At 39.7% G+C, this 23,181-nt stretch carries 17 protein-coding genes; 15 read left to right on the top strand and 2 right to left on the bottom strand.

Annotated elements, in window-relative coordinates; genetic code table 11:
- Positions 1-11 precede the first annotated feature (11 nt).
- From glgC to AC30SH_RS04575, 3 genes are all read left to right on the top strand, one after another.
- The gene (gene glgC / locus AC30SH_RS04585) at positions 12-1,310 is read left to right on the top strand and encodes a glucose-1-phosphate adenylyltransferase (protein WP_489582202.1); all 1,299 of its coding nucleotides are present in this window, start codon (positions 12-14) and stop codon (positions 1,308-1,310) included.
- A 102-nt stretch (positions 1,311-1,412) separates the two neighbouring features.
- Positions 1,413-2,852: a glycogen synthase GlgA gene (glgA, locus tag AC30SH_RS04580; RefSeq protein ID WP_489582201.1), complete on the top strand. Its 1,440-nt coding sequence runs from the start codon at positions 1,413-1,415 to the stop codon at positions 2,850-2,852.
- Between the two features lie 117 nt (positions 2,853-2,969).
- Positions 2,970-5,435 (top strand): glycogen/starch/alpha-glucan phosphorylase, encoded by a 2,466-nt coding sequence (locus AC30SH_RS04575; protein WP_489582200.1) that lies wholly within the window; start codon positions 2,970-2,972, stop codon positions 5,433-5,435.
- Between the two features lie 97 nt (positions 5,436-5,532).
- Here the strand turns inward: AC30SH_RS04575 and AC30SH_RS04570 are convergent, their stop codons facing one another.
- Positions 5,533-6,141, bottom strand: coding sequence for a DedA family protein (locus AC30SH_RS04570; RefSeq protein ID WP_489582199.1), 609 nt, complete (start codon positions 6,139-6,141; stop codon positions 5,533-5,535).
- Between the two features lie 213 nt (positions 6,142-6,354).
- On the opposite strand from AC30SH_RS04570, the gene rplY reads away from it, so the two are divergent.
- The 12 genes from rplY to ftnA (AC30SH_RS04510) all read left to right on the top strand — a co-directional run bounded on the left by rplY (position 6,355) and on the right by ftnA (AC30SH_RS04510) (position 22,879).
- The gene (gene rplY, locus AC30SH_RS04565; protein ID WP_109128562.1) at positions 6,355-6,642 is read left to right on the top strand and encodes a 50S ribosomal protein L25; all 288 of its coding nucleotides are present in this window, start codon (positions 6,355-6,357) and stop codon (positions 6,640-6,642) included.
- Between the two features lie 132 nt (positions 6,643-6,774).
- Positions 6,775-7,356, top strand: coding sequence for a lipoprotein HlpB (locus AC30SH_RS04560; RefSeq protein WP_489582198.1), 582 nt, complete (start codon positions 6,775-6,777; stop codon positions 7,354-7,356).
- 168 nt (positions 7,357-7,524) lie between these two features.
- Positions 7,525-9,903: an autotransporter outer membrane beta-barrel domain-containing protein gene (locus AC30SH_RS04555; RefSeq protein ID WP_489582197.1), complete on the top strand. Its 2,379-nt coding sequence runs from the start codon at positions 7,525-7,527 to the stop codon at positions 9,901-9,903.
- A 118-nt stretch (positions 9,904-10,021) separates the two neighbouring features.
- Positions 10,022-10,900, top strand: a complete 879-nt coding sequence (locus AC30SH_RS04550) for a D-alanyl-D-alanine carboxypeptidase family protein (RefSeq protein ID WP_489582196.1) — start codon at positions 10,022-10,024, stop codon at positions 10,898-10,900.
- 136 nt (positions 10,901-11,036) lie between these two features.
- On the top strand, positions 11,037-12,359 hold the full coding sequence (mukF, locus tag AC30SH_RS04545) for a chromosome partition protein MukF (RefSeq protein ID WP_048750361.1): 1,323 nt from the start codon (positions 11,037-11,039) through the stop codon (positions 12,357-12,359).
- Between the two features lie 93 nt (positions 12,360-12,452).
- Positions 12,453-13,193, top strand: coding sequence for a chromosome partition protein MukE (gene mukE, locus AC30SH_RS04540; protein WP_006718195.1), 741 nt, complete (start codon positions 12,453-12,455; stop codon positions 13,191-13,193).
- Positions 13,193-17,686, top strand: coding sequence for a chromosome partition protein MukB (mukB, locus tag AC30SH_RS04535; protein ID WP_212509607.1), 4,494 nt, complete (start codon positions 13,193-13,195; stop codon positions 17,684-17,686). Before mukE ends, mukB begins: the two co-directional genes overlap by 1 nt.
- A 70-nt stretch (positions 17,687-17,756) precedes the next feature.
- Complete coding sequence (locus AC30SH_RS04530; protein WP_212509608.1) at positions 17,757-18,653, top strand: restriction endonuclease; 897 nt, start codon at positions 17,757-17,759, stop codon at positions 18,651-18,653.
- 21 nt (positions 18,654-18,674) lie between these two features.
- Positions 18,675-19,547, top strand: a complete 873-nt coding sequence (locus AC30SH_RS04525) for a DMT family transporter (RefSeq protein ID WP_212509609.1) — start codon at positions 18,675-18,677, stop codon at positions 19,545-19,547.
- 14 nt (positions 19,548-19,561) lie between these two features.
- Complete coding sequence (sbcB, locus tag AC30SH_RS04520) at positions 19,562-20,986, top strand: exodeoxyribonuclease I (protein WP_212509610.1); 1,425 nt, start codon at positions 19,562-19,564, stop codon at positions 20,984-20,986.
- 893 nt (positions 20,987-21,879) lie between these two features.
- Positions 21,880-22,365: a non-heme ferritin gene (gene ftnA / locus AC30SH_RS04515; protein WP_109858854.1), complete on the top strand. Its 486-nt coding sequence runs from the start codon at positions 21,880-21,882 to the stop codon at positions 22,363-22,365.
- A 16-nt stretch (positions 22,366-22,381) separates the two neighbouring features.
- Positions 22,382-22,879, top strand: a complete 498-nt coding sequence (gene ftnA / locus AC30SH_RS04510) for a non-heme ferritin (RefSeq protein WP_003686798.1) — start codon at positions 22,382-22,384, stop codon at positions 22,877-22,879.
- 58 nt (positions 22,880-22,937) lie between these two features.
- Here ftnA (AC30SH_RS04510) and AC30SH_RS04505 read toward each other — a convergent pair whose 3' ends face one another.
- Complete coding sequence (locus tag AC30SH_RS04505; RefSeq protein WP_212509611.1) at positions 22,938-23,108, bottom strand: hypothetical protein; 171 nt, start codon at positions 23,106-23,108, stop codon at positions 22,938-22,940.
- Positions 23,109-23,181 lie beyond the last annotated feature (73 nt).

The raw sequence follows: 23,181 nt of genomic DNA, 5'->3' as shown, positions 1-23,181 counted from the left end.
TGGAGTTCACTATGAAAGCTGATCTAAATAAACACGATCTCGTTAAAAGCACCTTAGTGCTTATTTTGGCCGGTGGCCGCGGTTCACGTCTGCACGAATTAACGGATAAACGTGCAAAACCGGCACTTTATTTTGGTGGTAACCGTCGAATCATCGATTTCGCTTTGTCCAACTGTATTAACTCCGGCTTAAACCGCATTGGTGTGGTAACGCAATATGCTGCCCACTCTTTATTACGTCATTTACAAAAAGGTTGGTCTTTCTTGCCACAAGAGCGCGGTGAATTTATTGATATGCTCCCGGCGCGTCAACAAATTGATGACTCTACTTGGTATCGCGGTACAGCTGATGCGGTATATCAAAATATGGCGATTATTCGTGATCACTACCGTCCGAAATACGTCTTAATTCTCGCCGGTGACCATATTTATAAACAAGACTATAGCCAAATGTTGTTAGACCACGTGACCAGTGGTGCAAAATGTACCGTGGGTTGTATCGAAGTGCCACGTTCTGAGGCACATGAATTTGGTGTGATGGCAGTCAATGAAAATCTGAAAGTAAAAGCGTTCGTGGAAAAACCGAAAGATCCACCGGCAATGGTGGGCAAACCTGACACGTCATTGGCTTCCATGGGGATTTATGTGTTTAATGCGGATTATCTTTATGAAATGTTAAATAAAGAAGTGAATACGCCATATACCTCTCATGACTTTGGTAAAGATGTATTACCGAAATGTTTGGAAGAAGGCACCTTATATGCTCACCCGTTCAGCCGTTCTTGCATGGGACGTAACACGGAAGGCGATATTTATTGGCGCGATGTGGGGACATTAGACAGCTTCTGGCAATCGAATATCGACTTGGTGTCTGAACATCCGCAATTAGATATTTATGACCAAACTTGGCCGATTCGCGGAAACCCGGTACAAGCGTATCCGTCTAAATTCTTCTATAAAAATGCCAATGTTAAGCCGGTGGATAATTCCCTTATCGGCGGTGGTTGTGTGATTACCGATGCGTCAATCAGCTATTCCGTGTTATTTGATCGGATTAAAATTAACGAAGGTTCTGTGATTGATCATTCTGTGATCTTGCCTGAAGTGACAATTGGCAAAAATTGCATATTGAAACATTGTATCGTGGATCGTCATTGTGTCATTCCGGACGGTATGCAAATTGGTGTTGACCGTGAATTGGACAGCAAACGCTTCCGTATCAGTTCGACCGGTAAAGTGATTTTAGTGACTCCTTCGATGTTGAAAAAATTAGAAGGACAAGAAATCGCATCAGAAGAACATTTAGACTAACGTGAAAGTGCGGTCTGTTTTAAAAATAATTCTTGACCGCACTTTTTAGTGCATAGGGCGTTTTAATACGCCCTTATCAATCAAGGGGCATTAGGAAAATAAATGAAAGTATTACACGTTTGCTCGGAGTTATATCCTTTACTTAAAACCGGCGGATTAGCCGATGTGATGGGTGCATTGCCATTTGCACAAAAAGAAATCGGCATTGATGCGCGTATTTTGTTGCCGGCTTATCCGGCGATTATGGCGGGAATTCCACATACTTCAATTGTGACGGAATTTGATAATTTTGCCGGTCATGTTGTTTTGCGCTATGGCGAATATAACGGTGTCGGGGTTTATCTTATTGATGCACCGCACTTATATGCCCGTGAAGGCAACCCTTATCATGATGCGCATTACAATGATTACGGTGATAACTACAAACGTTTCGCATTGTTAGCGTGGGTTGGGGCAGAATTGTCCACCGGTTTAGATAGTTGGTGGCGTGCCGAAGTTGTCCATGCCCATGACTGGCATGCGGGTTTAACGGCGGCATATTTATTTAATAAAGGACGTCCGGCAAAATCTGTCTTCACCATTCATAATTTAGCCTATCAAGGTCAGTTTGATTATCGCCATTTATTTGAAATCGGCTTGCCGCACAGTATGTTCCATGTAGATGGCTTAGAATTGTTTGGGCAAATTTCCTACTTAAAAGCCGGACTCTATTATTCAGATGCCGTGACAGCCGTTAGTCCGACTTATGCGAAAGAAATTACCACACCGGAATTTGCGTATGGTTTACAAGGCTTACTTTCAACCCTTGATCACGAAGGGCGTTTAGTCGGTATTCTAAATGGGGTGGACGAAAAAATTTGGCATCCGATGAACGATCAGTACATTCAACATGGTTACAAGTTGAAATACATGGGCGGTAAAGCGAAAAATAAAGCGGATTTACAGGCTTATTTCAACCTTCCGGAACAAGCTGAGGCGTTATTGTTTGTCATGGTGACCCGTTTAACGGAACAAAAAGGCGTTGATTTATTGCTAGAAAGTTCCGATGAAATCGTTAAACAGGGTGGACAGTTGGCGATTCTTGGCTCAGGTGCACCGCACTTAGAAGCCGGTATTCGTCAATTAGCGGAAACCTATCCGCAAAATATTGCCGTTAAAATTGGCTACGATGAAGCCTTATCACATCTCATGGTTGCCGGTGGTGATGTCATTTTAGTGCCAAGCCGTTTTGAACCTTGCGGTTTAACACAGCTTTACGGCTTAAAATACGGTACGTTACCATTGGTGCGTGCAACAGGTGGCTTAGCGGATACGGTGGTCAATAGCACAGCGGAAAATATTCAAGCTCGAATAGCAACCGGATTTGTCTTTAGTCATGCGACGGCCGATGATTTGCGCCAAGCGTTACAAACGGCGTTTGCTTTATGGAAAAAACAACGTTTATGGGCAACGGTTCGAGTCATTGCAATGGAACAAGATTTTAGTTGGCAAATCTCTGCAACCCATTACCAACATTTATACCAAAGAATTTTATCTCACTAATGAAATACTTATCTTCTGCGTAGAGTGAAAACACACTTTACGTAGAAGATTGTTATTGTTTTTTTATTTTGAATGATTAAAATTCACCCGCTTTTTTATTAACTGAGGACTATTTTTATGATAATGGATAATTTTGATTCTCCATTCCTATACGATCGACCAGAAGTCAATGTCGATTCATTGAAAAAGACGATTGTCTATAAGCTGATTTTTTTAATTGGCCGCTCCCCAAAAGAAGCGAGTCAACGGGATTGGCTAAACGCCACATTATATGCCGTACGTGATTTCGTCACCGAAGGTTGGATTACCACTGCACGCGAAGCTAGAGCAGAAGACTCCCGCCGCGTTTATTATTTATCAATGGAATTTTTGATTGGTCGTACCTTATCCAATGCCATGATCGCAGAAGGGTTGTACGACATTGCCAAAGAAGCCCTTTCCGAATTAAACGTTGATTTAGAAGAAATTATTGAAAAAGAAGTGGATCCGGGTTTAGGTAACGGTGGTTTAGGCCGTTTAGCTGCCTGTTTCATGGATTCTATTGCGACCTTAGGCTTACCGGGTATGGGATATGGTATTCGTTATGAATACGGTATGTTCCGTCAAAAAATTGAAGATGGCCAACAAGTTGAACGTCCGGATGCCTGGTTAGAAAAAGGTGCGCCTTGGGAATTTATTCGTCCGTCTAAACGTTTTACCGTTTCTTTCGGCGGTAATATTCATTTTGAAGGCAAAAAATGTATCTGGAATAAAGGCGAAGAAGTGACCGCACTTGCTTATGACCAAGTGATTCCAGGCTATAAGAATGACTCTGCAGCGACATTACGTTTGTGGTCTGCTCATGCCGGTGAACTTTTCAACTTAGAAGACTTTAACCGCGGTCAACACATTGCTGCCGTGGAAAGTCGCGCCTCTATTAAAAATCTTTCTCGTGTGCTTTATCCGGATGATTCCACTTGGAATGGCCGTGAATTACGCTTACGTCAAGAATACTTCTTGGTTTCCGCTTCATTGCAAGACATTATCCGTCGCCATAAACGTACCCATGACAGCATGGAAAATTTAGCGGATAAAGTGGCAATTCATTTAAATGATACTCACCCGGCATTAGCGATTCCTGAGTTAATGCGCATTTTAATTGATGAAGAAGGCTTTGCATGGCAAAAAGCCTGGGATATGACCCGTCGCATTTTCTCTTATACTTGCCACACATTAATGTCTGAAGCGTTAGAAACCTGGCCGGTAGAAATGATGGCGAAAATCTTACCGCGTCATTTACAAATGATTTTTGAAATTAACGATCATTTCTTGGAATACGTCAAAACCTACATCACTACCGACGTAGATTTCATTCGTCGCGTTTCTTTAGTTGAAGAAGGGTATCAACGTAAAGTTCGTATGGGCTGGTTATCCGTGGTTGGTTCACACAAGGTTAACGGTGTTGCGGCAATTCATTCCGATTTAATGGTGTCATCCACTTTCGCGGATTTCGCGCGTATTTATCCGGAACGTTTCACTAACGTGACCAACGGTATTACCCCGCGTCGTTGGCTTGCTGTGGCAAACCCACAATTAGCGTCGTTGTTTGATAAATATATCGGTTCTGATTGGCGCTGTGATTTAAGCCAAATCGAAAAATTAAAACAATACGCCCATGAAGCGGATTTCAAACACGCCATTGCCGATATTAAATTTGCCAATAAAGTGAAATTGGCAAATTACGTGAAGAAAACATTAGACATTGATCTTGATCCACATGCGTTATTTGACGTTCAAGTCAAACGTATTCACGAATATAAACGTCAAATTTTGAACGTATTGCATATTATTGCCCGTTACAATGCGATGCTGGCGCATCCGGAAAAAGATTGGCAATCTCGTGTGTTTATCTTAGCCGGTAAAGCGGCATCTGCGTATTATGCCGCCAAACAAACCATCCATTTAATTAATGATGTGGCGAATATTATTAATCACGATACCCGTTTGGGTGGCCGCTTAAAAGTGGTCTTCATTCCAAACTACAGTGTTAGTTTGGCGCAATTGATCATTCCGGCTGCAGATATTTCTGAACAAATTTCTTTGGCGGGTACGGAAGCTTCCGGAACCAGTAACATGAAATTTGCGTTAAATGGCGCATTAACCTTGGGTACATTGGATGGTGCAAACGTAGAAATTTTGGAAAATGTCGGCAAAGACCATATCTTTATTTTCGGTAACACCGTAGAACAAGTAGAGAAGTTACGTCGCGATGGCTACTGTCCATTTAATTTCTATCAAGAGGATGTGGAACTCAGAAACGTTGTTGATCAAATCATTAACGGCCGTTTCTCCGAAAACGACCCGAACCGTTATCAACAGCTATTACAGGGTTTGCAATATCACGATTTCTACCAAGCGTTTGCTGATTTCCGCAGCTATGTGGATGCACAAAAATTGGTGGATGAAAAATATAAAAATCGTGATGCGTGGATTGATAGCACGATTCAAAATATCGTCAACATGGGTTATTTCTCTTCCGACCGTACCATTAAGGAATACGCGGAAAACATTTGGCACATTGAACCATTAAATCTCGAGAAATAATTTCCTGATAAAAAGAAACCCCATTCGAATCTGAATGGGGTTTTGTTTTATGGGGTTTAGGTTAAATGTAAAAATGTTTTGATTTTTTGACCGCACTTTATGCTTTTTCGTTGACCTTTTTACGACCTTTACGCCATTTCCAAACCAAGTAGATTGCAAGAAGCGCAATTAAAATATAAATAATGGATTGTCCTTTTTTGATTTGCTCATGTAGCCAATCCAAGTTACTTGCACCCAAATCACCTAAATAAACCCAAATTGGAACAGAGATAATAGCGGCAAAAAAATCTAATAAAAGAAAGCGAATAAAACTCACCCGACGGGTAATGCCGGCAACCATATAAATCGGTGCACGTAATCCCGGTAAGAAACGGGCAACAAATAAAACACGATTGCCATATTGTTCGAATTTGCTCCGAACCATACGTAAACGATCTAAGGTTAAAAAGCGGCGAATAGGGCGGAAGCGTAAAATTTTTGTGCCATAAATGCGTCCCAGCCAATACATCGTGCTATCACCCAAGAGGACGCCAAACAAGCTCACAACCAACATAATATGCACATTGGTATAACCCAAACCGGAAATAACACCACCGGAAACTAAGGTAATGTCTTCCGGAATCGGTACACCAAAACCACAAATAATCAAAACAAACAGCACGGCAAAATAACCGTAATCACTAAAAAAGCTAATTAAAAATTCCATCGAATACTCTTTAACTCTATAAAAAATAACGCTCTATTTTAGCCCGTTTTTTAGCCTGATATCTAGGAAAATTAACAAGATTTTCGTTTGCTTTAGCGCCACGAATTCATTATAATGCAGCACTTCAAAGTTCATGCTTTGAGCAAATTTTGTGGAAATCGCTGGGTCGCCTGCGATTTTTTAATTTTAATCTTTACAAAAGAGAACATAACAATGGCATTTAAATTTAACGCTGAAGTTCGTACAGCGCAAGGTAAGGGTGCGAGCCGCCGCCTGCGTCATAACGGTCAAATTCCTGCTATCGTTTACGGTGGTAGCGAAGCACCGGTTTCTATCATCTTAAATCATGATGAAGTTAACAACGCTCAAGCACACGATGCATTCTATTCCGATGTGATTACTTTAGTTATCGACGGTAAAGAAGTTGCAGTAAAAGCACAAGCAATGCAACGTCACCCGTTCAAACCAAAATTGGTTCACGTTGACTTCAAACGCGTTTAATCATGAAAAACTCCGAAATTCTCGGAGTTTTTTTATATTTAAATATTGAACGAATCATTGCATGCTATGTCTAATGCCCCGTCTTTTGCTCGTAATAGAGTAATTTTCATCAACAATTAATAAGGATTTTTCATGAACAAATTTACAAAAATTAGCGCGACCGCATTATTGGCTCTTTTCTTAACAGCTTGCGACAAACCGGCAGACAAAGCACCAGAAACGAAACCGGAAGCTGCACAAACACAAGCCGCATCAGAAGTAAAAGTAGATGAAAAGGGTGATTATCAAAAATTAGTCGATTGGAACAAGGCACAAGAACAAACACAGTTACAATCACAACAAAAATTCCAACAAGATTTGGTGGCTGCAGTTCAAGCTCAAGATGAGAAAAAAGTGAAAGAAGCGATTGAAACATTTAATCAATCAGTAAAAGATACAATTACAAGCTTAGATGCATTAGATGTAAAAGCAGAATCAATTAAATCCATCAAAGAGCAAACAAAAAATGTATTAAGCTTAGCGAGTGGTTTATTGGTTGATCAAGCTAATATGAGTTTCACTAACCCGACACAAACACCAGAACAACAAAAAGCTTATGCAGAAAAAGCTGAAGCATTAAGAAATGCAATGGCTGAGTTACAAAAACAAAGTGTCGAATTAGAACAAAAATTTAATCCTGCACCGGTCACAGCGCCGGCACAAGACGCAAAATAATATTCTGACTTATTTATCTAAAAATAAATCGCCTTATTGTTCCGCAGTAAGGCGATTTTTATTAAGTACTTTTATGAATCCTTACAATACGTGTTGCTGATTTGTTTACACGAATTAAGAGTGCTAGAATTAGCCACGATAGTAATAAAAATACGAGAGGAGAAAACTATGAAATTTAAAATTAATAAATTAACACTGCTTCTATTTTCTGCGCCGCTTGCTGTTAATGCAGGTATCTATCATAACGGAAGTGGGACTTATCCAGAGGATTTACCCCAAAAAATAGATGATAAAACATATACAATAACCCCTACCTTGACTATAGGTGAAGGAGATCTAGCAAAACCCAAAGGGGAAGCAAATGGTGAAATGATTATTGATAAAGGTTCTAAGTTACATGTTAACGGTTCCGTAATGATTGGTAATCAAAATAATAATGGTTTTGGCGGTAAACTTACTGTAACTGATCCTGGCAGTGAATTAAAAGTAGATGGTACAGGCTATAGTACATTGAGAATTGGTAACTATAGTAGTGGAAGCCTTTCTATTTTAAATGGCGGAAAAGTTATTTCAACTTACTTAGCCACTGATGAACCGCAAAAACGAGCCCCTCATTTTTGGGGTTGGTTTAAGCATGAAGCTCCACTTAGAACAGTACTTAACACAGATATACGCATTGAAGGGGAAGGTTCAGAACTTCTTTATAATACAGATAAAAGATCTATCATTCGTATTGCTGGAATTGATAATAGTCCAAATGATAATACGACTGTTAGGTTGACTATTTCCAAAGGCGGAAAATTTAGTGCTGGTACATTGCGATTAGAGGATGGCGCAACTAATGTTCAAATTGGTGAGAACAGTGCAGGTGGAGTATTCGATGTATCGAAAATCTCGATTGAACCCAAAAGGGATATCGGTTTTAGAGATATCACCTTTACTTTTTCTCAAACAGACGAATTTAAGTTTACACCTGAAATTGTAGCCGATAAACCAACATATAAACCAGTTAATTTTGTACAAAGTGGTACTGGTACAACTCTATTTGCACCAAAAAGCATGAGTAATGTGAATTCCAAGGTAGATATTACTAACGGTACATTAAAAGTTGGTAGAGATAATGCTTTTGGCGACGCTTCCGTTAAAAGTAATGTTGATATCGGTGAGAAAGGGACATTTGAGTTAAATAACTTTAATGCAACAGTAACCAACCTTAATAATAAAGGTACGCTTGATCTTACCTCTGAAAACGCAAATAAAACCCTTACCGTGGAAGGCGACTATCATTCTGATGGCGGTAAATTAATTGTGAAAACGACTTGGAATAATGACAATAGTAGTTCTGATACATTACATATTAAAGGTAAAGCAACAGGTCGCACTATTGTTTCAACTCGCAATGGTTTCATTGAAGGGGATGTACTTCGTCAGGCGAGAGAAAATATTTTTTCTGCAGATATGATTAAGATGGATGATCCTAATAGTGAAGCTATCTTTGAAGGTACAGCAAAAACCAGAAATGCGGATGAAGCACAGTTAGCCAAGAAAAATGGCACAACTTATGCTTGGACATTAAAAGTACTTGGTCATGATATTTATATCGAACCGGCCACTGCGTATATCCAAATGCCACGTGTTAACATGGAATTAGGTTATAGCGTGTTGGATACCTTACATCAACGCCGTGGTGAAATTATCCAATCACCAAATTCTGCCGTGTGGGCGCGAGTTTCCGGTAAACGTTTGGAAACCGAGGGTCGTACCCGTTTAGATGTTGACAGCTCACAATATATCGCACAAGTAGGTTACGACTTTAACCGTAGCGAAATGCAAAATGGTCTGCCACAATCTCTAAGTGGTGTATATTTTGCTTACTCTCGTGCAGATAGCCGTTTCTACGACCAATATCGTGCTGAACACGGTGAGATTCTTGCAGACAAATATAGCGGTAAAGGTAAAACCACTGCGGCAAATATCGGTGTATATCACTTATACCGAGCGGTAAATGATGCTTATGTGGACACAGTGGCGCAATTCTCTTACTTAACTAACAAATACAACTTTGTATCTAATCCGGAAGTAAGACAACATGGTTGGAGTGGTGCACTATCTGTTGAAGGTGGTCACAGCTTTGCATTAGGCAATTCCAACTGGCGCCTTGAACCACAAACCCAATTGATTTACCAACGCTTGAAACTTCAATCGTTCTATCACGATGCAGACCGCCGTGTTGAACAAGGTACGGACAACAATTTACGTGGACGTATCGGTGTGCGTTTAAGCCACAGTAAAGACTTCCAACGCAACCCAACCGTGTATTTTGTTGCAAACGTATGGCATGATTTTATGACCGCAAAATCCGTTTTAATCGGTGATAAAAAATATGGCGAAAATGACGCCCGCACTTGGTTGGAAGGTGGCGCAGGTCTCAATGTACCATTTGGTAATCACGCTATTCATGCCGATCTTCGTTTAGAACACTCTTTAGGCAATAAAGGTACCCGTTCCGGTGCGAAAGCTGTATTAGGTTATAGCTACGCTTGGTAATTCAAATAACGAATATATCAAAACAAAAACCACCTTCTGTTGAGGGTGGTTTTTTTATTTAATCTCACCTTGAAAAACTGCTAGAATAGCGCCGTTGCTTACTTCTTTGAATCATCCTATGTTATCAAAAACCTTGCCTTTATTATTTTTGCTACCCACTGTTGCCGCTGCGCAATCTTATGTTGTGTATGATTTTACCCACAATAAAATATTGGAAAGTAACTCTGCTCATAGCGTACGCCCCATTGCTTCAGTAACCAAATTAATGACAGCAAATGTGTTTTTAGAATATAACAAAAATGCCCGTTGTACGGCATCAATCACCGCTGAAGATACGGACTACATTAAAGGCACAAGTACAAAATTGCCCAAAAACACGCCTATCTCTTGTAATGAATTATTGAAAGCCATGCTGGTACATTCCGATAATTATGCGGCACACGCTTTATCCCGTTCAGCCGGTATGAGTCGTTCGCAATTCATCCAAAAAATGAATGAAAAGGCGAGAGCACTCGGTATGACATCAACCCGTTTTATCGACAGTTCCGGTTTATCTAACGGCAATGTGTCCAGCGTAATGGATTTGGTGAAACTGGCTAAATATTCCTTAAATAAGGCGGAAATTAAACGTCTTTCCAATATTTCTTCTACCTATATTCAAACAGGAAAGCGCAATATTTTTGTGAAAAACACCAATAAACTCGTGCGTGACGAAATATTTAGTGCAGCGATCAATAAAACCGGCTATATCCGTGAATCAGGATACAATTTGGTGTTCGTCAATAAAGTGCCTTGTAATCGAGCCACCATCGGCGTGATAAGCCTCAATAATATCTCCTCTGCGTATCGTTCCAGCTTTACCAAAAGCAAATTGGAAAAATACGGTTGTACCGCGTTAAATAGCAAAGTATTGAGAGATTTCGTAGAGGATATGCAATATGAAGAAGGCTATGATGAAGAGGGTATGAACGAATTAATCAAAAAAGTGGCCGGTTAAATTCTAAAGATAAGTTTTACCCGAAAAACCATTGTTTTTTTTGACCGCACTTTCCATTTTCAAGCTGTTAGAAAAGGCAAATTCCTGTATAATTCCCACAATTTTTTGTTGAAATTAACCTGTTGTGAGATCCCTCATGCTTGACACATCACAAACCATTCCCGAACTGGTCTCCTGGGCGAAAGAACGTGAGTTTTCCTTAAATTTGCCGACAGAGCGTTTGGCATTTTTACTGGCGATTGCCATTTATAACAATGAACGTTTTGACGGCGAAATGCTAGAAGCTGATTTAGTCGATATTTTCCGTCACATTTCCACCGCCTTTGAACAATCTCAAGAAACAATTGCCGTTCGTGCTAATAATGCAATTAATGAACTGGTTAAACAACGTTTTCTTAACCGTTTTAGCAGTGAATTTACCGAAGGTTTAGCGATTTATCGCTTAACGCCGTTGGGGGTTGGTGTATCCGATTATTACATTCGTCAACGTGAATTTTCCGCCTTACGTCTTTCCGTTCAACTTTCCATTGTGGCCGATGAAATCCAACGTGCTTCTGATGCGGCTGAAGAAGATGGCGATGAACATTATTGGCGTCGCAATGTGTTTGCGCCGTTGAAATATTCTGTCGCAGAAATTTTTGACAGTATTGATTTATCACAACGCGTAATGGATGAAAATCAACAAAGCATTAAAGAAGATATTGCAGCCTTGTTAACCAAAGATTGGCAAGCCGCAATTTCCAGCTGTGAACAATTATTAGATGAAACCTCCGGCAATTTACGGGAACTCCAAGACACCTTAAATGCAGCCGGTGATAAATTACAGGCACAATTATTACGTATTCAAGATTGTGTGATCGGTCGCCAAGAATTGTATTTTATCGAACAACTAATCATTGATTTGCAAGCCAAGCTAGACCGCATTATTAGTTGGGGGCAACAAGCCATCGATTTGTGGATCGGCTATGACCGCCACGTGCATAAATTTATCCGTACCGCCATTGATATGGATAAAAATCGTGTCTTTTCCCAACGTTTACGCAATTCTATTCATCATTATTTCGACACCCCTTGGTTCTTGTGGACAGCGCAAGCAGAGCGTTTAGTGGATTTGCGCGATGAGGAATTAGCGCTGCGTGAAGAAGATGCCTTGGGCGAATTGCCGGAAGAATTACAATTTGAATCTTTAGCCGATATTCGCGAAAAAATCGTCGAACACATGCAAGGCTTATTAATTGATTACCGCGAACAAAATCGTCCGATTAATTTAAGTTTAGTGTTGAAGCAACAATTAGAAAATTATCCATTGATACAACATTTTGATGTAGCGCGAATTATCGTGGATCAGGCTGTGCGTTTAGGTATTGCAGGCGATGACTTGGCAGGTATCTATCCGCATTGGACAGAAATTAACGATTACGGCGCAGAAGTTCAGGCGCATATCATTGATAAATATTAAAAGTGCGGTCGAAAATCCACGCGTTTTTTGAGTTGTATTTCGCTATCGCACGAATAAGACAATAACAGAGCAATTCAGTTAGAGAAAAAAATAATGACAGACAACCTTCAAGATGTAATTTCACCGAAATTGGCAGCTGCCATTGCCAACCCGTTATTTCCTGCCGTGGACAGCCAGTTACGTTCCGGTAAACATATCGGCACAGAGCATTTAGATAACCACGCTTTTTTACTTGATTTTCAAACGGAACTGGATCTGTTCTATCGTCGCTATAACGTCGAACTGATTCGTGCGCCGGAAGGTTTTTTCTATTTACGCCCGAAAGCGACAACACTCATTGCCCGTTCTGTGTTAACTGAATTGGAAATGTTAGTGGGTAAGGTGTTGTGTTATTTGTATTTAAGCCCGGAGCGACTAGCTCAACAAGGTATTTTTAGTACTCAGGAAGTGTATGACGAATTGCTGAATTTAGCGGATGAAGGCAAATTGCTAAAAGCGGTGAATCAACGTTCTAGCGGTTCTGATTTGGATAAACAAAAATTGGCTGAAAAAGTGCGTGCGGCAATCGGTCGTTTGCGCCGTTTAGGCATGATTTATACCGTAGGTGAACCGAATAGTGGCAAGTTTACCATTTCTGAATCGGTATTCCGTTTCGGCGCAGAAGTGCGTGCCGGTGATGATCCGATTGAAGCACAATTACGCTTAATTCGCGATGGTGAAGCGGCAACGCCACAATCTTTACAAGCTGAAAAAGCAGCATTACAACGCGATACAGAAAGCACTGAAAACGATACTGACGTTGAAGACGAATTCGTAGAAGAGGAACAAGAATAATGACTGAAGAATTATCTCTGGAAAATGAAGTAATGGATATTGCATCCTCTGATGTAGCGCCGGTCATCTTTAATCAAAACAGTGGGGTAGAACGCGGTAAGTTCCGTTCTTTAACGCTCATCAACTGGAACGGTTTCTTTGCCCGTACCTTTGATTTAGACGAATTGGTGACCACACTTTCAGGTGGTAACGGTGCCGGTAAATCTACGACCATGGCCGGATTTGTGACAGCGTTGATTCCGGACTTAACCTTATTGCACTTCCGTAACACCACGGAAGCCGGTGCCACAAGCGGTTCGCGTGATAAAGGTTTGCACGGTAAATTGCGTCCGGGCGTGTGTTACGCGGCGTTGGATACCATCAACTCCCGTCATCAACGGATTATTGCGGGTGTACGTCTGCAGCAAGTGGCAGGCCGTGATAAAAAAGTGGATTTAAAAACCTTTTCTATTCAAGGCGTAGAATTGTCTGTCAATCCGACCGCACTTTTCACCGAAACCATTAACGAACGTCAAGCGCGCGTACTGACCTTAAATGAACTAAAAGACAAAGTTGAGCAGGGCGGCGCGCAATTTAAACAATATCATTCCATCACAGATTACCATGGCATGATGTTTGATTTGGGGATTATTCCAAAACGCTTACGTTCTTCTTCCGACCGCAGCAAATTCTATAAACTTATCGAAGCCTCTTTATACGGCGGTATTTCCAGTGCCATTACCCGTTCCTTGCGTGATTACTTATTGCCGGAAAATCTTGGTGTGAAAAAAGCCTTCCAAGACATGGAAAGCGCTTTGCGTGAAAACCGCATGACGTTGGAAGCGATTAAAGTCACCCAAGCGGATCGCGATTTATTTAAACATTTAATCACCGAATCGACTAATTATGTGGCGGCGGATTATATGCGAAATGCCAACGAGCGTCGTGGCAACATTGAAACCGCATTAAATTTCCGTCAGGAGTGGTATAAAGCCAAGTCTGAACAGAATTTATCACAACATCGTTTAGTTGAATTAAGCCGTGAAGCCGCTGAGTTAGCCGAAAGTGAAAGAATCCTGGAAGTGGATCACCAAAGTGCGCTTGATCACCTGAATTTGGTGTTAAATGCGTTACGTCATCAGGAAAAAATCTCTCGTTATCAAGAAGATGTCAGTGAACTGACCGAACGCTTGGAAGAGCAGAAAATGGTGGTTGAAACTGCTAACGAGCAACTGGAAGAAAGTCAGGCGCAATTTGAACAAACAGAACAAGAAGTTGACAACTTGCGTTCCCAATTAGCAGATTATCAGCAAGCGCTTGATGCACAACAAACCCGTGCATTGCAATATCAGCAAGCCATTCAAGCCTTAGAAAAAGCCAAGACGTTGTGTGGATTAGCCGATTTATCGGTAAAAAACGTGGAGGCATATCACGAAGAATTTGAAGCGCAAGCGGAAGTGTTGACAGATAACGTGCTTGAACTAGAGCAAAAAATGTCTATTTCCGAGGCGGCGAAAACGCAATTTGATAAAGCCTATCAGTTGGTTTGTAAAATTGCTGGAGAAGTGCCTCGTTCTGCCGCATGGGAAAGTGCAAAAGAATTATTACGCGAATATCCGACACAAAAACTCCAAGCACAACAAACGCCGCAATTGCATGCTAAGTTACATGAGTTAGAGCAGCGCTTAAATCAACAACAAAGTGCGGTGAGATTATTAAATGATTTTAATCAACGTGCGAATCAAAGCTTAGAAACGGCGGATGAATTAGAAGCGTTTTATGGCGATCAAGAAGTCTTAATTGAGGATTTATCTGCCGAACTTTCTGATTTAGTTGAGCAACGTTCAACGCTACGTCAAAAACGTGAAAACTTAACCGCACTTTATGATGAAAACGCACGTAAAGCGCCGGCTTGGTTAACCGCTCAAGCGGCATTGGAACGCTTGCAGGAGCAGAGTGGAGAAGAATTCGCAGACAGTCAGGATGTGATGAATTTCATGCAATCACAGCTGACCAAAGAGCGCGAATTGACCATGGAGCGCGACCAGCTAGAACTTCAACGTCAGCAATTAGACGAGCAAATTAGCCGTTTAAGTCAGCCGGATGGTTCGGAAGATGCCCGTTTGAATGTGCTGGCAGAACGTTTCGGTGGCGTGTTGCTGTCTGAATTATACGATGATGTGCCGATCGAAGACGCGCCTTATTTCTCCGCCTTATACGGCCCGGCACGCCACGCTATTGTGGTGCGTGATTTGAATGCGGTGAAAGAGCAACTCGCTAATTTGGAAGATTGCCCGGAAGATTTGTATTTAATCGAGGGCGATCCGGCAGCATTTGACGACAGCGTACTTTCCGCGCAAGAGTTAGAGCTTGGTGTAGTTGTTCAGGTGTCCGATCGTGAATTGCGTTATTCCAAATTCCCTGAAATTCCGTTATTCGGCCGTGCGGCTCGTGAAAAACATTTAGAAGAATTACAGGCTAAACGTGAAGAAGTGGCGGAGCAGTACGCACAACGTGCTTTTGATGTGCAAAAATGCCAGCGTTTACATGAGCATTTTAGCCAGTTTGTTGGTCTGCATTTAGCCTTGGCATTCCAAGCCAATCCAGAACAAGTGATGGCGAAGACCAATCAACAACGCAATGAAATTGAGCGCGAGCTTAATCAATTGGTGATCGGCGAGCAACAAATTCGTCTTCGTTTAGATGATGCGAAAGAAAGAATGCAGTTGTTGAATAAATTAATTCCGCAATTGCCATTATTGGCTGATGATAGCTTAACTGATCGCATTGAAGAATGTCGTGAGCAATTAGATTTTGCAGAGCAGGATGAATTATTTATCCGTCAACACGGTGTCACGTTGTCACAATTAGAACCGATTGCTAACACATTGCAAAGCGACCCGGAAAATTACGAGCACTTAAAAGCCGATTATGAACAAGCCATTCAGCTACAAAAACAAGTGCAACAAAAAGTCTTTGCCTTGGCGGATGTGGTGCAACGCAAAGCACATTTCAATTATGCGGAAAGCGTACAAACGGAAACCTCTGAATTAAACGAACAGTTACGCGCGCGTTTAGAACAAATGCAGCAACAACGTGAAATTCAGCGCGAACAATTACGTCAAGTTCAAGCGCAATATGCGCAGTACAATCAAGTGTTGATTCAATTGCAAAGTTCTTTCAACAGTAAAAATCAAATGTTGCAGGAATTGATGCAAGAAATTGGTGAATTGGGTGTGCGTGCTGATGAAGGTGCGGAAGAACGTGCCAAAATTCGTCGTGACGAGTTATATCAACAACTTTCTACTAATCGCCAACGCCGTTCTTACATTGAAAAACAACTAACCCTTATCGAAAGCGAAGCGGAAAATCTGATTCGTCGTATTCGTAAAGCAGAACGTGATTATAAAACCCAGCGTGAGTTGGTGACGGCAGCCAAAATGAGTTGGTGTGTGGTGCTTCGTTTATCCCGTAATTCCGATGTAGAAAAACGTTTAAATCGTCGTGAATTAGCCTATTTATCCGCAGATGAATTACGTTCCATGTCGGATAAAGCGCTAGGTGCGTTGCGTACAGCGGTTGCTGACAATGAATATCTGCGTGATGCCTTACGTTTGTCGGAAGATAGCCGTAAACCGGAAAATAAAGTGCGGTTCTTTATCGCCGTATATCAACATCTGCGCGAACGTATTCGTCAGGATATTCTGAAAACCGATGACCCGATTGATGCAATTGAACAAATGGAAATCGAGCTTTCCCGCTTAACGGAAGAATTGACCGGTCGTGAACAAAAATTGGCGATCAGTTCTGAAAGTGTGGCGAATATCATGCGTAAAACCATTCAACGTGAACAAAATCGCATTCGTATGCTGAACCAAGGCCTACAAAATATCGCCTTTGGTCAGGTGAAATCGGTACGTTTAGTGGTGAATATTCGTGATACGCATGCCATGTTGTTGGATGCGTTATCTGGCAATCAGTCAGATTATCAAGATCTGTTCAGCGACAACCGGATGACTTTCTCCGAGGCCATTGCGAAGCTATATCAACGCCTCAACCCGCATATTGATGTAGGACAACGTACTGCGCAAACCATCGGTGAAGAATTATTGGATTACCGTAATTACCTCGACTTAGAAGTGGAAGTTTACCGTGGCGCAGATGGTTGGTTGCGCGCAGAAAGCGGCGCATTATCCACAGGGGAAGCTATTGGTACCGGTATGTCCATCCTCTTAATGGTGGTACAAAGCTGGGAAGAAGAAAGCCGTCGCATTCGTGGCAAAGACATCGTGCCGTGCCGCTTATTGTTCTTGGACGAAGCGGCTCGTCTTGATGCGAAATCCATTTCTACTTTGTTTGAGCTATGCGAACGCCTAGATATGCAGCTACTGATTGCTGCACCGGAAAACATCAGCCCGGAAAAAGGCACCACCTATAAACTGGTGCGTAAAATCTCCGGTAATCACGAACACGTTCATGTGGTCGGATTACGCGGATTCGGCGCAACAGAGTAGTTTAATAAATAAAAAAGTGCGGTTAAAAAATGAAGTATTTTTTGACCGCACTTTTTGTTAAGGAACAAATATGCAAACATATAAAGAAATGATGTTTCCTATTTTAAGATTATTTTCTGATCGGAAAGAATACTCTCGTAGTGATGTATATCAATTCATAGTAAAGTACTTTTCTTTAACTGAACAACAAATAAGTGAACGAATAAAATCAGGACAAGCACTTTATAAAAATAGGGCAGATTGGGCAATTACCTATTTATCTACACTAAATAATATACCTGAAAGAGAGAAACTTTTATTGAGAATATCCCGTGGCATTTATCAAATAACAGAATTGGGTTTTTCAATTGCTAAGGATGAGAAACTATTTGAGAATTGGTATCAGGAAGTACATGGTAAAGAAAGTAAGTCTAAGCCAAAGGATAAAAAGGAAGCTAAATTTACATCTCAAGAAAAAACACCTAATGAAAGAATTGATGATATCTACCTTGAACTAACAGCAGCATTAAAAAGTAATTTATTAGACGAAATCACAAATAAAGATCCTAGATTTTTTGAAAATTTAGTTTTGCAATTGCTAAACAAAATGGGATATGGAACTAGCAATTATACATCTTTAACAGCTAAAGGGGCTGATGAAGGAATCGATGGAATTATTAGTGAAGATGAGCTCGGTTTAAGTAAAATTTATATTCAAGCAAAACGCTGGAAAGATAATGTTTCACGACCTGAAATACAAAAATTTGTAGGTGCAATCTCTGATAAGCCTACACAAAAAGCAGTTTTTATTACAACATCTGATTTCTCGAAAGAAGCTATTAATTATGCAAAGAACATACAGAATTTGGTTATTATACTAATCAATGGTGATCAATTGTGTAATCTAATGGTTAAACATAAAGTTGGCGTTTATGTGAAACAAACTATTGAGCTTTGTGAAATTGATCGTGATTTTTTTGAAGAATAATTTAATAAGGAAAATTTAGCTATGCACAACCTCATTATCGCCGTTCTCTGTAGTGTTGCGGTGTCTGTATTATTAAAAGTCGCCCGCAAGCGTAATATCGTTATTCAGCAAGCTATCGCCTTTAACTATATTGTGGCGTTGTCACTTAGTTGGTTTTTATTGAAACCGGATTTCAAAGGTCTTGAATTCAGTGAGTTTATTGTCCAAAGCGAAAATACACCGATTTTCTTGGCATTAGGTATTTTGTTACCAAGCGTGTTTATCATTATGTCCAAAGCTGTGGAATTTGCCGGTATTGTACGTTCTGATGCGGCACAACGCTTATCCTTATTTTTACCCATTCTCGCTGCGTTTTTAATTTTCCACGAAATCCTAAGTCAATCAAAAGTCGTTGGTATTGTGTTGGCATTTATCGGGTTGTTTTGCCTTTTAAGCAAACCAAATGAGCAAAGTGTGGTCGATTTTCGAGGTGTTTTGGGCTTAGTCGGTGTGTGGTTTGGTTATGGCATCATCGATATTTTGTTTAAACAAGTAGCGAAAAGCGGGGGAGCATTCCCTACGACGCTATTCATTGCGTTTTCCTTGGCTGCCTGCATTATGTTTATTTACTTGTTATTCAAACGAACGCAATGGAATGTCGCAAATTTTATTGGCGGCATTATTTTAGGGGGGCTGAATTTCTTCAATATTCTGTTCTACATAAAAGCCCATCAGAGTTTTGGAGCAAATCCGACATTGGTTTTTGCCGGTATGAACATTGGGGTGATTTGTTTAGGTACGATTACCGGCGCATTAATTTTTAAAGAAAAAATCAGTAAAGTTAACTGGTTAGGCATTGTATTCAGCTTGTGTGCAATTTTCTGTTTGTATTATCTCGATAAAATCTTGGCTTAAATTTGAGAAAAATGATGGCAAAAAACGATTTCAGCTTTTTCATTTACGACTATGAAAGTTTTGGTGTCAATCCGGCAACCGATCGCCCGGCGCAGTTTGGGGGTATTCGTACAGATGCCGATTTTAACATTATAGGCGAGCCCGTTGTGTTGTATTGCAAGCAAACCAACGATTATTTGCCTGCTCCGGAGGCTGTGTTAGTGACAGGCATTACACCACAGGAGTGTAATGAAAAAGGCCTGCCGGAACCGGATTTTGCCGCTCGAATTTTACAGGAATTCAGCCAACCACATACCTGCGTTATGGGATTCAATAATATCCGTTATGACGATGAAATGACGCGATATACCTTTTATCGCAATTTTATAGATCCTTATGAATACAGCTGGAAAAATGGTAATTCCCGCTGGGATTTGTTGGATTTAGTGCGTGCATGCTATGCCTTGCGTCCCGATGGCATTGAGTGGCCTTTAGATGATGAAGGCATGCCGAGTTTTCGTTTGGAAAAACTGACGGAGGCGAATGGAATAGAACATACCAATGCTCATGACGCCATGTCCGATGTATATGCCACTATTGAAATGGCAAAATTAATTAAGCAAAAACAGCCGAAGTTATTTCAATATTTCTTTGAAAATCGTGGAAAAAAAGAGATTGAAAAACTCATTAATACCGCAGAAATGACGCCGTTAGTACATGTGTCGGGAATGTTAGGAAATTACCGCGGAAATACGACATTAATTGCACCTTTAGCTTGGCACCCAACGAATAAAAATGCGGTAATAGTATGCGATTTAACCGCCAATATTGATGATTTGCTGGCAAAATCGGCAGAGGAGTTGCGTGAAAATCTTTATACGAAGAAAGAAATGTTGTTAGAGGCCGGAATGCTTCCTGTTCCGTTAAAGCTCATTCATATCAATAAATGTCCTATTGTAGCGCCGGAAAAAACCTTATTGCCTCAAAATGCTGAACGTTTAGGGATTGATCGAGCATTATGCGAGAAAAATCAACAGCGTTTGTTGGCATCTAAGGATATTCGACAAAAAGTCATAGATATTTTTCAGCAAGATCGCAAGTTTGAAACATCTGATAATGTTGAAACTGAACTTTATAATGGCTTTTTTAGTGATGCAGATAAAAACAATATGGCTATTTTACGCACTTTGGAACCCGAAAAGCTCGCTGAACATAATCTGAGTTTTCAAGACCCAAGAATCCCTCAATTGTTGTTTCATTATCGCGCCAGACATTTTTATCGCACATTGAACAGAGCTGAACAAATTAAATGGCAAAAATATCGCCGGAAAAAATTAGAGGCTGAAGTTTTGCGATTTGAGCAAAGCCTTCAAGAGTTAGCTGCACAAAATGAGAACAATGAAGAAAAGCTGACTTTATTACAAAAAGTTTATGAATATGGCAATAAGATAATTGATTAGAAAGTGCGGTCAAATTTTTTAAAGTTTTTTCAATAGAAGAAAAGAGACAACGTCACTAAATATTAAATAATGAAAACACGCTGGATAAAAATTCAGCGTGTTTTTTTATTTTTATGTATTTTGAAAATTTGGCAAAAATAACCCCTGAGAACAACTCTAGATTTCACGTAGCGCAATCTATCCCTAAATTTCATCCCTTTCATAAAAATTACTTTCCAATAAAGTAAGGCGTAAAAACGAAGGAATACAGGAAACAATAGCAAATATACTATGATTTTCCGCCTCTTACTTTTGTTGAATAAATATTTACATTTCAAACTTAAAGTCTATAACTTCATTTTTATATTTGTTACATATCATGAAAAATCACTTTTCATCTAGTTTTACTAGTAAGAGTGACTTGTGTATAAGTCTGTGATCTTATTAATTCGTAGTTTTTGCTCACCCTATAACTAATTTCGTATAATGCATATTATGTTAAATATTAAATAGTATTTGTCACATTTAGATATTAAGGATAACCTACCTACTTTGAAGCTATATCGCTTTGATGCGTAATTCTATAAAAAACATTAAATTTTCATGTTTTCTATTTATCCAGTGTTTTGGATTTAATAAGTAATAGCAAAAAACTTTGGAAATCTGCGATTCTCTTTCCAACACCTCATCATTTCTCTAGAGAATTTGAGCAAAGGCGATATTGATAACTCATTTCATTAAATCTAGCCAAATGAGAATGATTTTACTTATAAAATCATTTTAAATTAATGGGTTACACTAAAAATCAATAAAATAAAATTGACTATTCTCAATAATGTGAGTAAAATTCATCCGCAAATACAAATTTTGTATTGTGATACATCTATTAACCATATTAAGGAAAGGAGTTAGTTATGCTAAGTAAGTCAATTACAGCAAAATTAAACGAACAAATTAATCTTGAGTTCTATTCATCAAATGTCTATTTGCAAATGAGTGCATGGTGCCATAAACATGGTTATGAAGGCGCTGCAGCATTTTTACTTCGTCATGCCGATGAAGAATTGGAACATATGCAAAAGTTGTTTACTTATGTGAGCGAAACCAGTGGGATGCCTTTGTTAGGTAAAATTGACGCTCCTAAACACGATTACGCTTCATTAAAAGAAGTTTTTGAAACAACACTTGAACACGAAAAACTAGTGACATCTAAAATTAATGAGTTAGTTGAGAGTACTTTTGCAGAAAAGGATTACTCTACTTTTAACTTCTTACAATGGTATGTGGCTGAACAGCATGAAGAAGAAAAATTATTTAACAGTATTGTTGATAAATTCAAACTTCTTGGTGAAAGTGGCACAGCGCTCTACTACATTGATCGTGAATTAAAAACTTTATAAGAATAGGAGAAATAAAATGTTATCAAATAGCGTGATTAAACTATTAAATGATCAAATGAATTTAGAGTTTTATTCTTCTAACTTATATTTACAAATGAGCGCCTGGTGCGAACAACAAGGTTTCGAGGGAGCTGCAAAATTTTTATCAGAGCATGCGGCTGAAGAAATGCAGCATATGCGTAAACTCTTCACTTATTTAAATGAGACCGGCGCTTTGGCTATCATCACACAAATTGATGAACCACCTCATCAATTTTCCTCATTGAAACAAGTACTTGAATTAACTTATGAACATGAAAAGTTAATTACCTCTAAAATCAATGAATTAGTTGGTAGAACTTTTGAAGAGAAAGACTACTCTGCCTTTAACTTCTTACAATGGTATGTGGCTGAACAACATGAAGAAGAAAAATTATTCAGTGGAATTTTGGATAAATTAAATCTTCTTGGTGAAGATGGTAAAGGTTTATTCTTAGTTGATAAAGATTTAGGCGCATTAACAACAAACAACTAATCAAGTCTGATGAAAAAGGCTAAGTCATTATCGATTTAGCCTTTTTTTATATCAAAATCTAGCTACTTTTGTCTAAAAGTGCGGTGCTTTTTTCAGGTGTTTTTGAAGGATATTGAGATTGTTGGTTGGTTTCATAATGAAATGTACGATAAAAAAACGCAATAAGTAGAATAACTAGCGCCAGTAAAATTTGAATTAAGCGCTTTTTAGTTAGTTTTTCAGCAGCCATACTTCCTCACCAATGTTTGTACTTTTTAAATTAATAATTTAGTGGTATTATTGAGATAGATCAATTTTACACG

The sequence above is a fragment of the Aggregatibacter sp. HK296 genome (assembly GCF_980469475.1).
Note: the sequence above shows the minus strand (reverse complement) of the source record. Positions and strands in the feature narration are given on the sequence as shown.

Bases quoted from the DNA above. Each gene is read 5' to 3' on its own strand.
- mukE (WP_006718195.1), top strand. From the start codon at position 12,453: ATGACAGACAACCTTCAAGATGTAATTTCACCGAAATTGGCAGCTGCC.
- AC30SH_RS04530 (WP_212509608.1), top strand. From the start codon at position 17,757: ATGCAAACATATAAAGAAATGATGTTTCCTATTTTAAGATTATTTTCT.
- sbcB (WP_212509610.1), top strand. From the start codon at position 19,562: ATGGCAAAAAACGATTTCAGCTTTTTCATTTACGACTATGAAAGTTTT.
- ftnA (WP_003686798.1), top strand. From the start codon at position 22,382: ATGTTATCAAATAGCGTGATTAAACTATTAAATGATCAAATGAATTTA.
- AC30SH_RS04525 (WP_212509609.1), top strand. From the start codon at position 18,675: ATGCACAACCTCATTATCGCCGTTCTCTGTAGTGTTGCGGTGTCTGTA.
- AC30SH_RS04505 (WP_212509611.1), bottom strand. From the start codon at position 23,108: ATGGCTGCTGAAAAACTAACTAAAAAGCGCTTAATTCAAATTTTACTG.
- mukF (WP_048750361.1), top strand. From the start codon at position 11,037: ATGCTTGACACATCACAAACCATTCCCGAACTGGTCTCCTGGGCGAAA.
- ftnA (WP_109858854.1), top strand. From the start codon at position 21,880: ATGCTAAGTAAGTCAATTACAGCAAAATTAAACGAACAAATTAATCTT.
- AC30SH_RS04560 (WP_489582198.1), top strand. From the start codon at position 6,775: ATGAACAAATTTACAAAAATTAGCGCGACCGCATTATTGGCTCTTTTC.
- AC30SH_RS04570 (WP_489582199.1), bottom strand. From the start codon at position 6,141: ATGGAATTTTTAATTAGCTTTTTTAGTGATTACGGTTATTTTGCCGTG.
- glgC (WP_489582202.1), top strand. From the start codon at position 12: ATGAAAGCTGATCTAAATAAACACGATCTCGTTAAAAGCACCTTAGTG.
- AC30SH_RS04550 (WP_489582196.1), top strand. From the start codon at position 10,022: ATGTTATCAAAAACCTTGCCTTTATTATTTTTGCTACCCACTGTTGCC.
- AC30SH_RS04575 (WP_489582200.1), top strand. From the start codon at position 2,970: ATGATAATGGATAATTTTGATTCTCCATTCCTATACGATCGACCAGAA.
- rplY (WP_109128562.1), top strand. From the start codon at position 6,355: ATGGCATTTAAATTTAACGCTGAAGTTCGTACAGCGCAAGGTAAGGGT.
- mukB (WP_212509607.1), top strand. From the start codon at position 13,193: ATGACTGAAGAATTATCTCTGGAAAATGAAGTAATGGATATTGCATCC.
- AC30SH_RS04555 (WP_489582197.1), top strand. From the start codon at position 7,525: ATGAAATTTAAAATTAATAAATTAACACTGCTTCTATTTTCTGCGCCG.
- glgA (WP_489582201.1), top strand. From the start codon at position 1,413: ATGAAAGTATTACACGTTTGCTCGGAGTTATATCCTTTACTTAAAACC.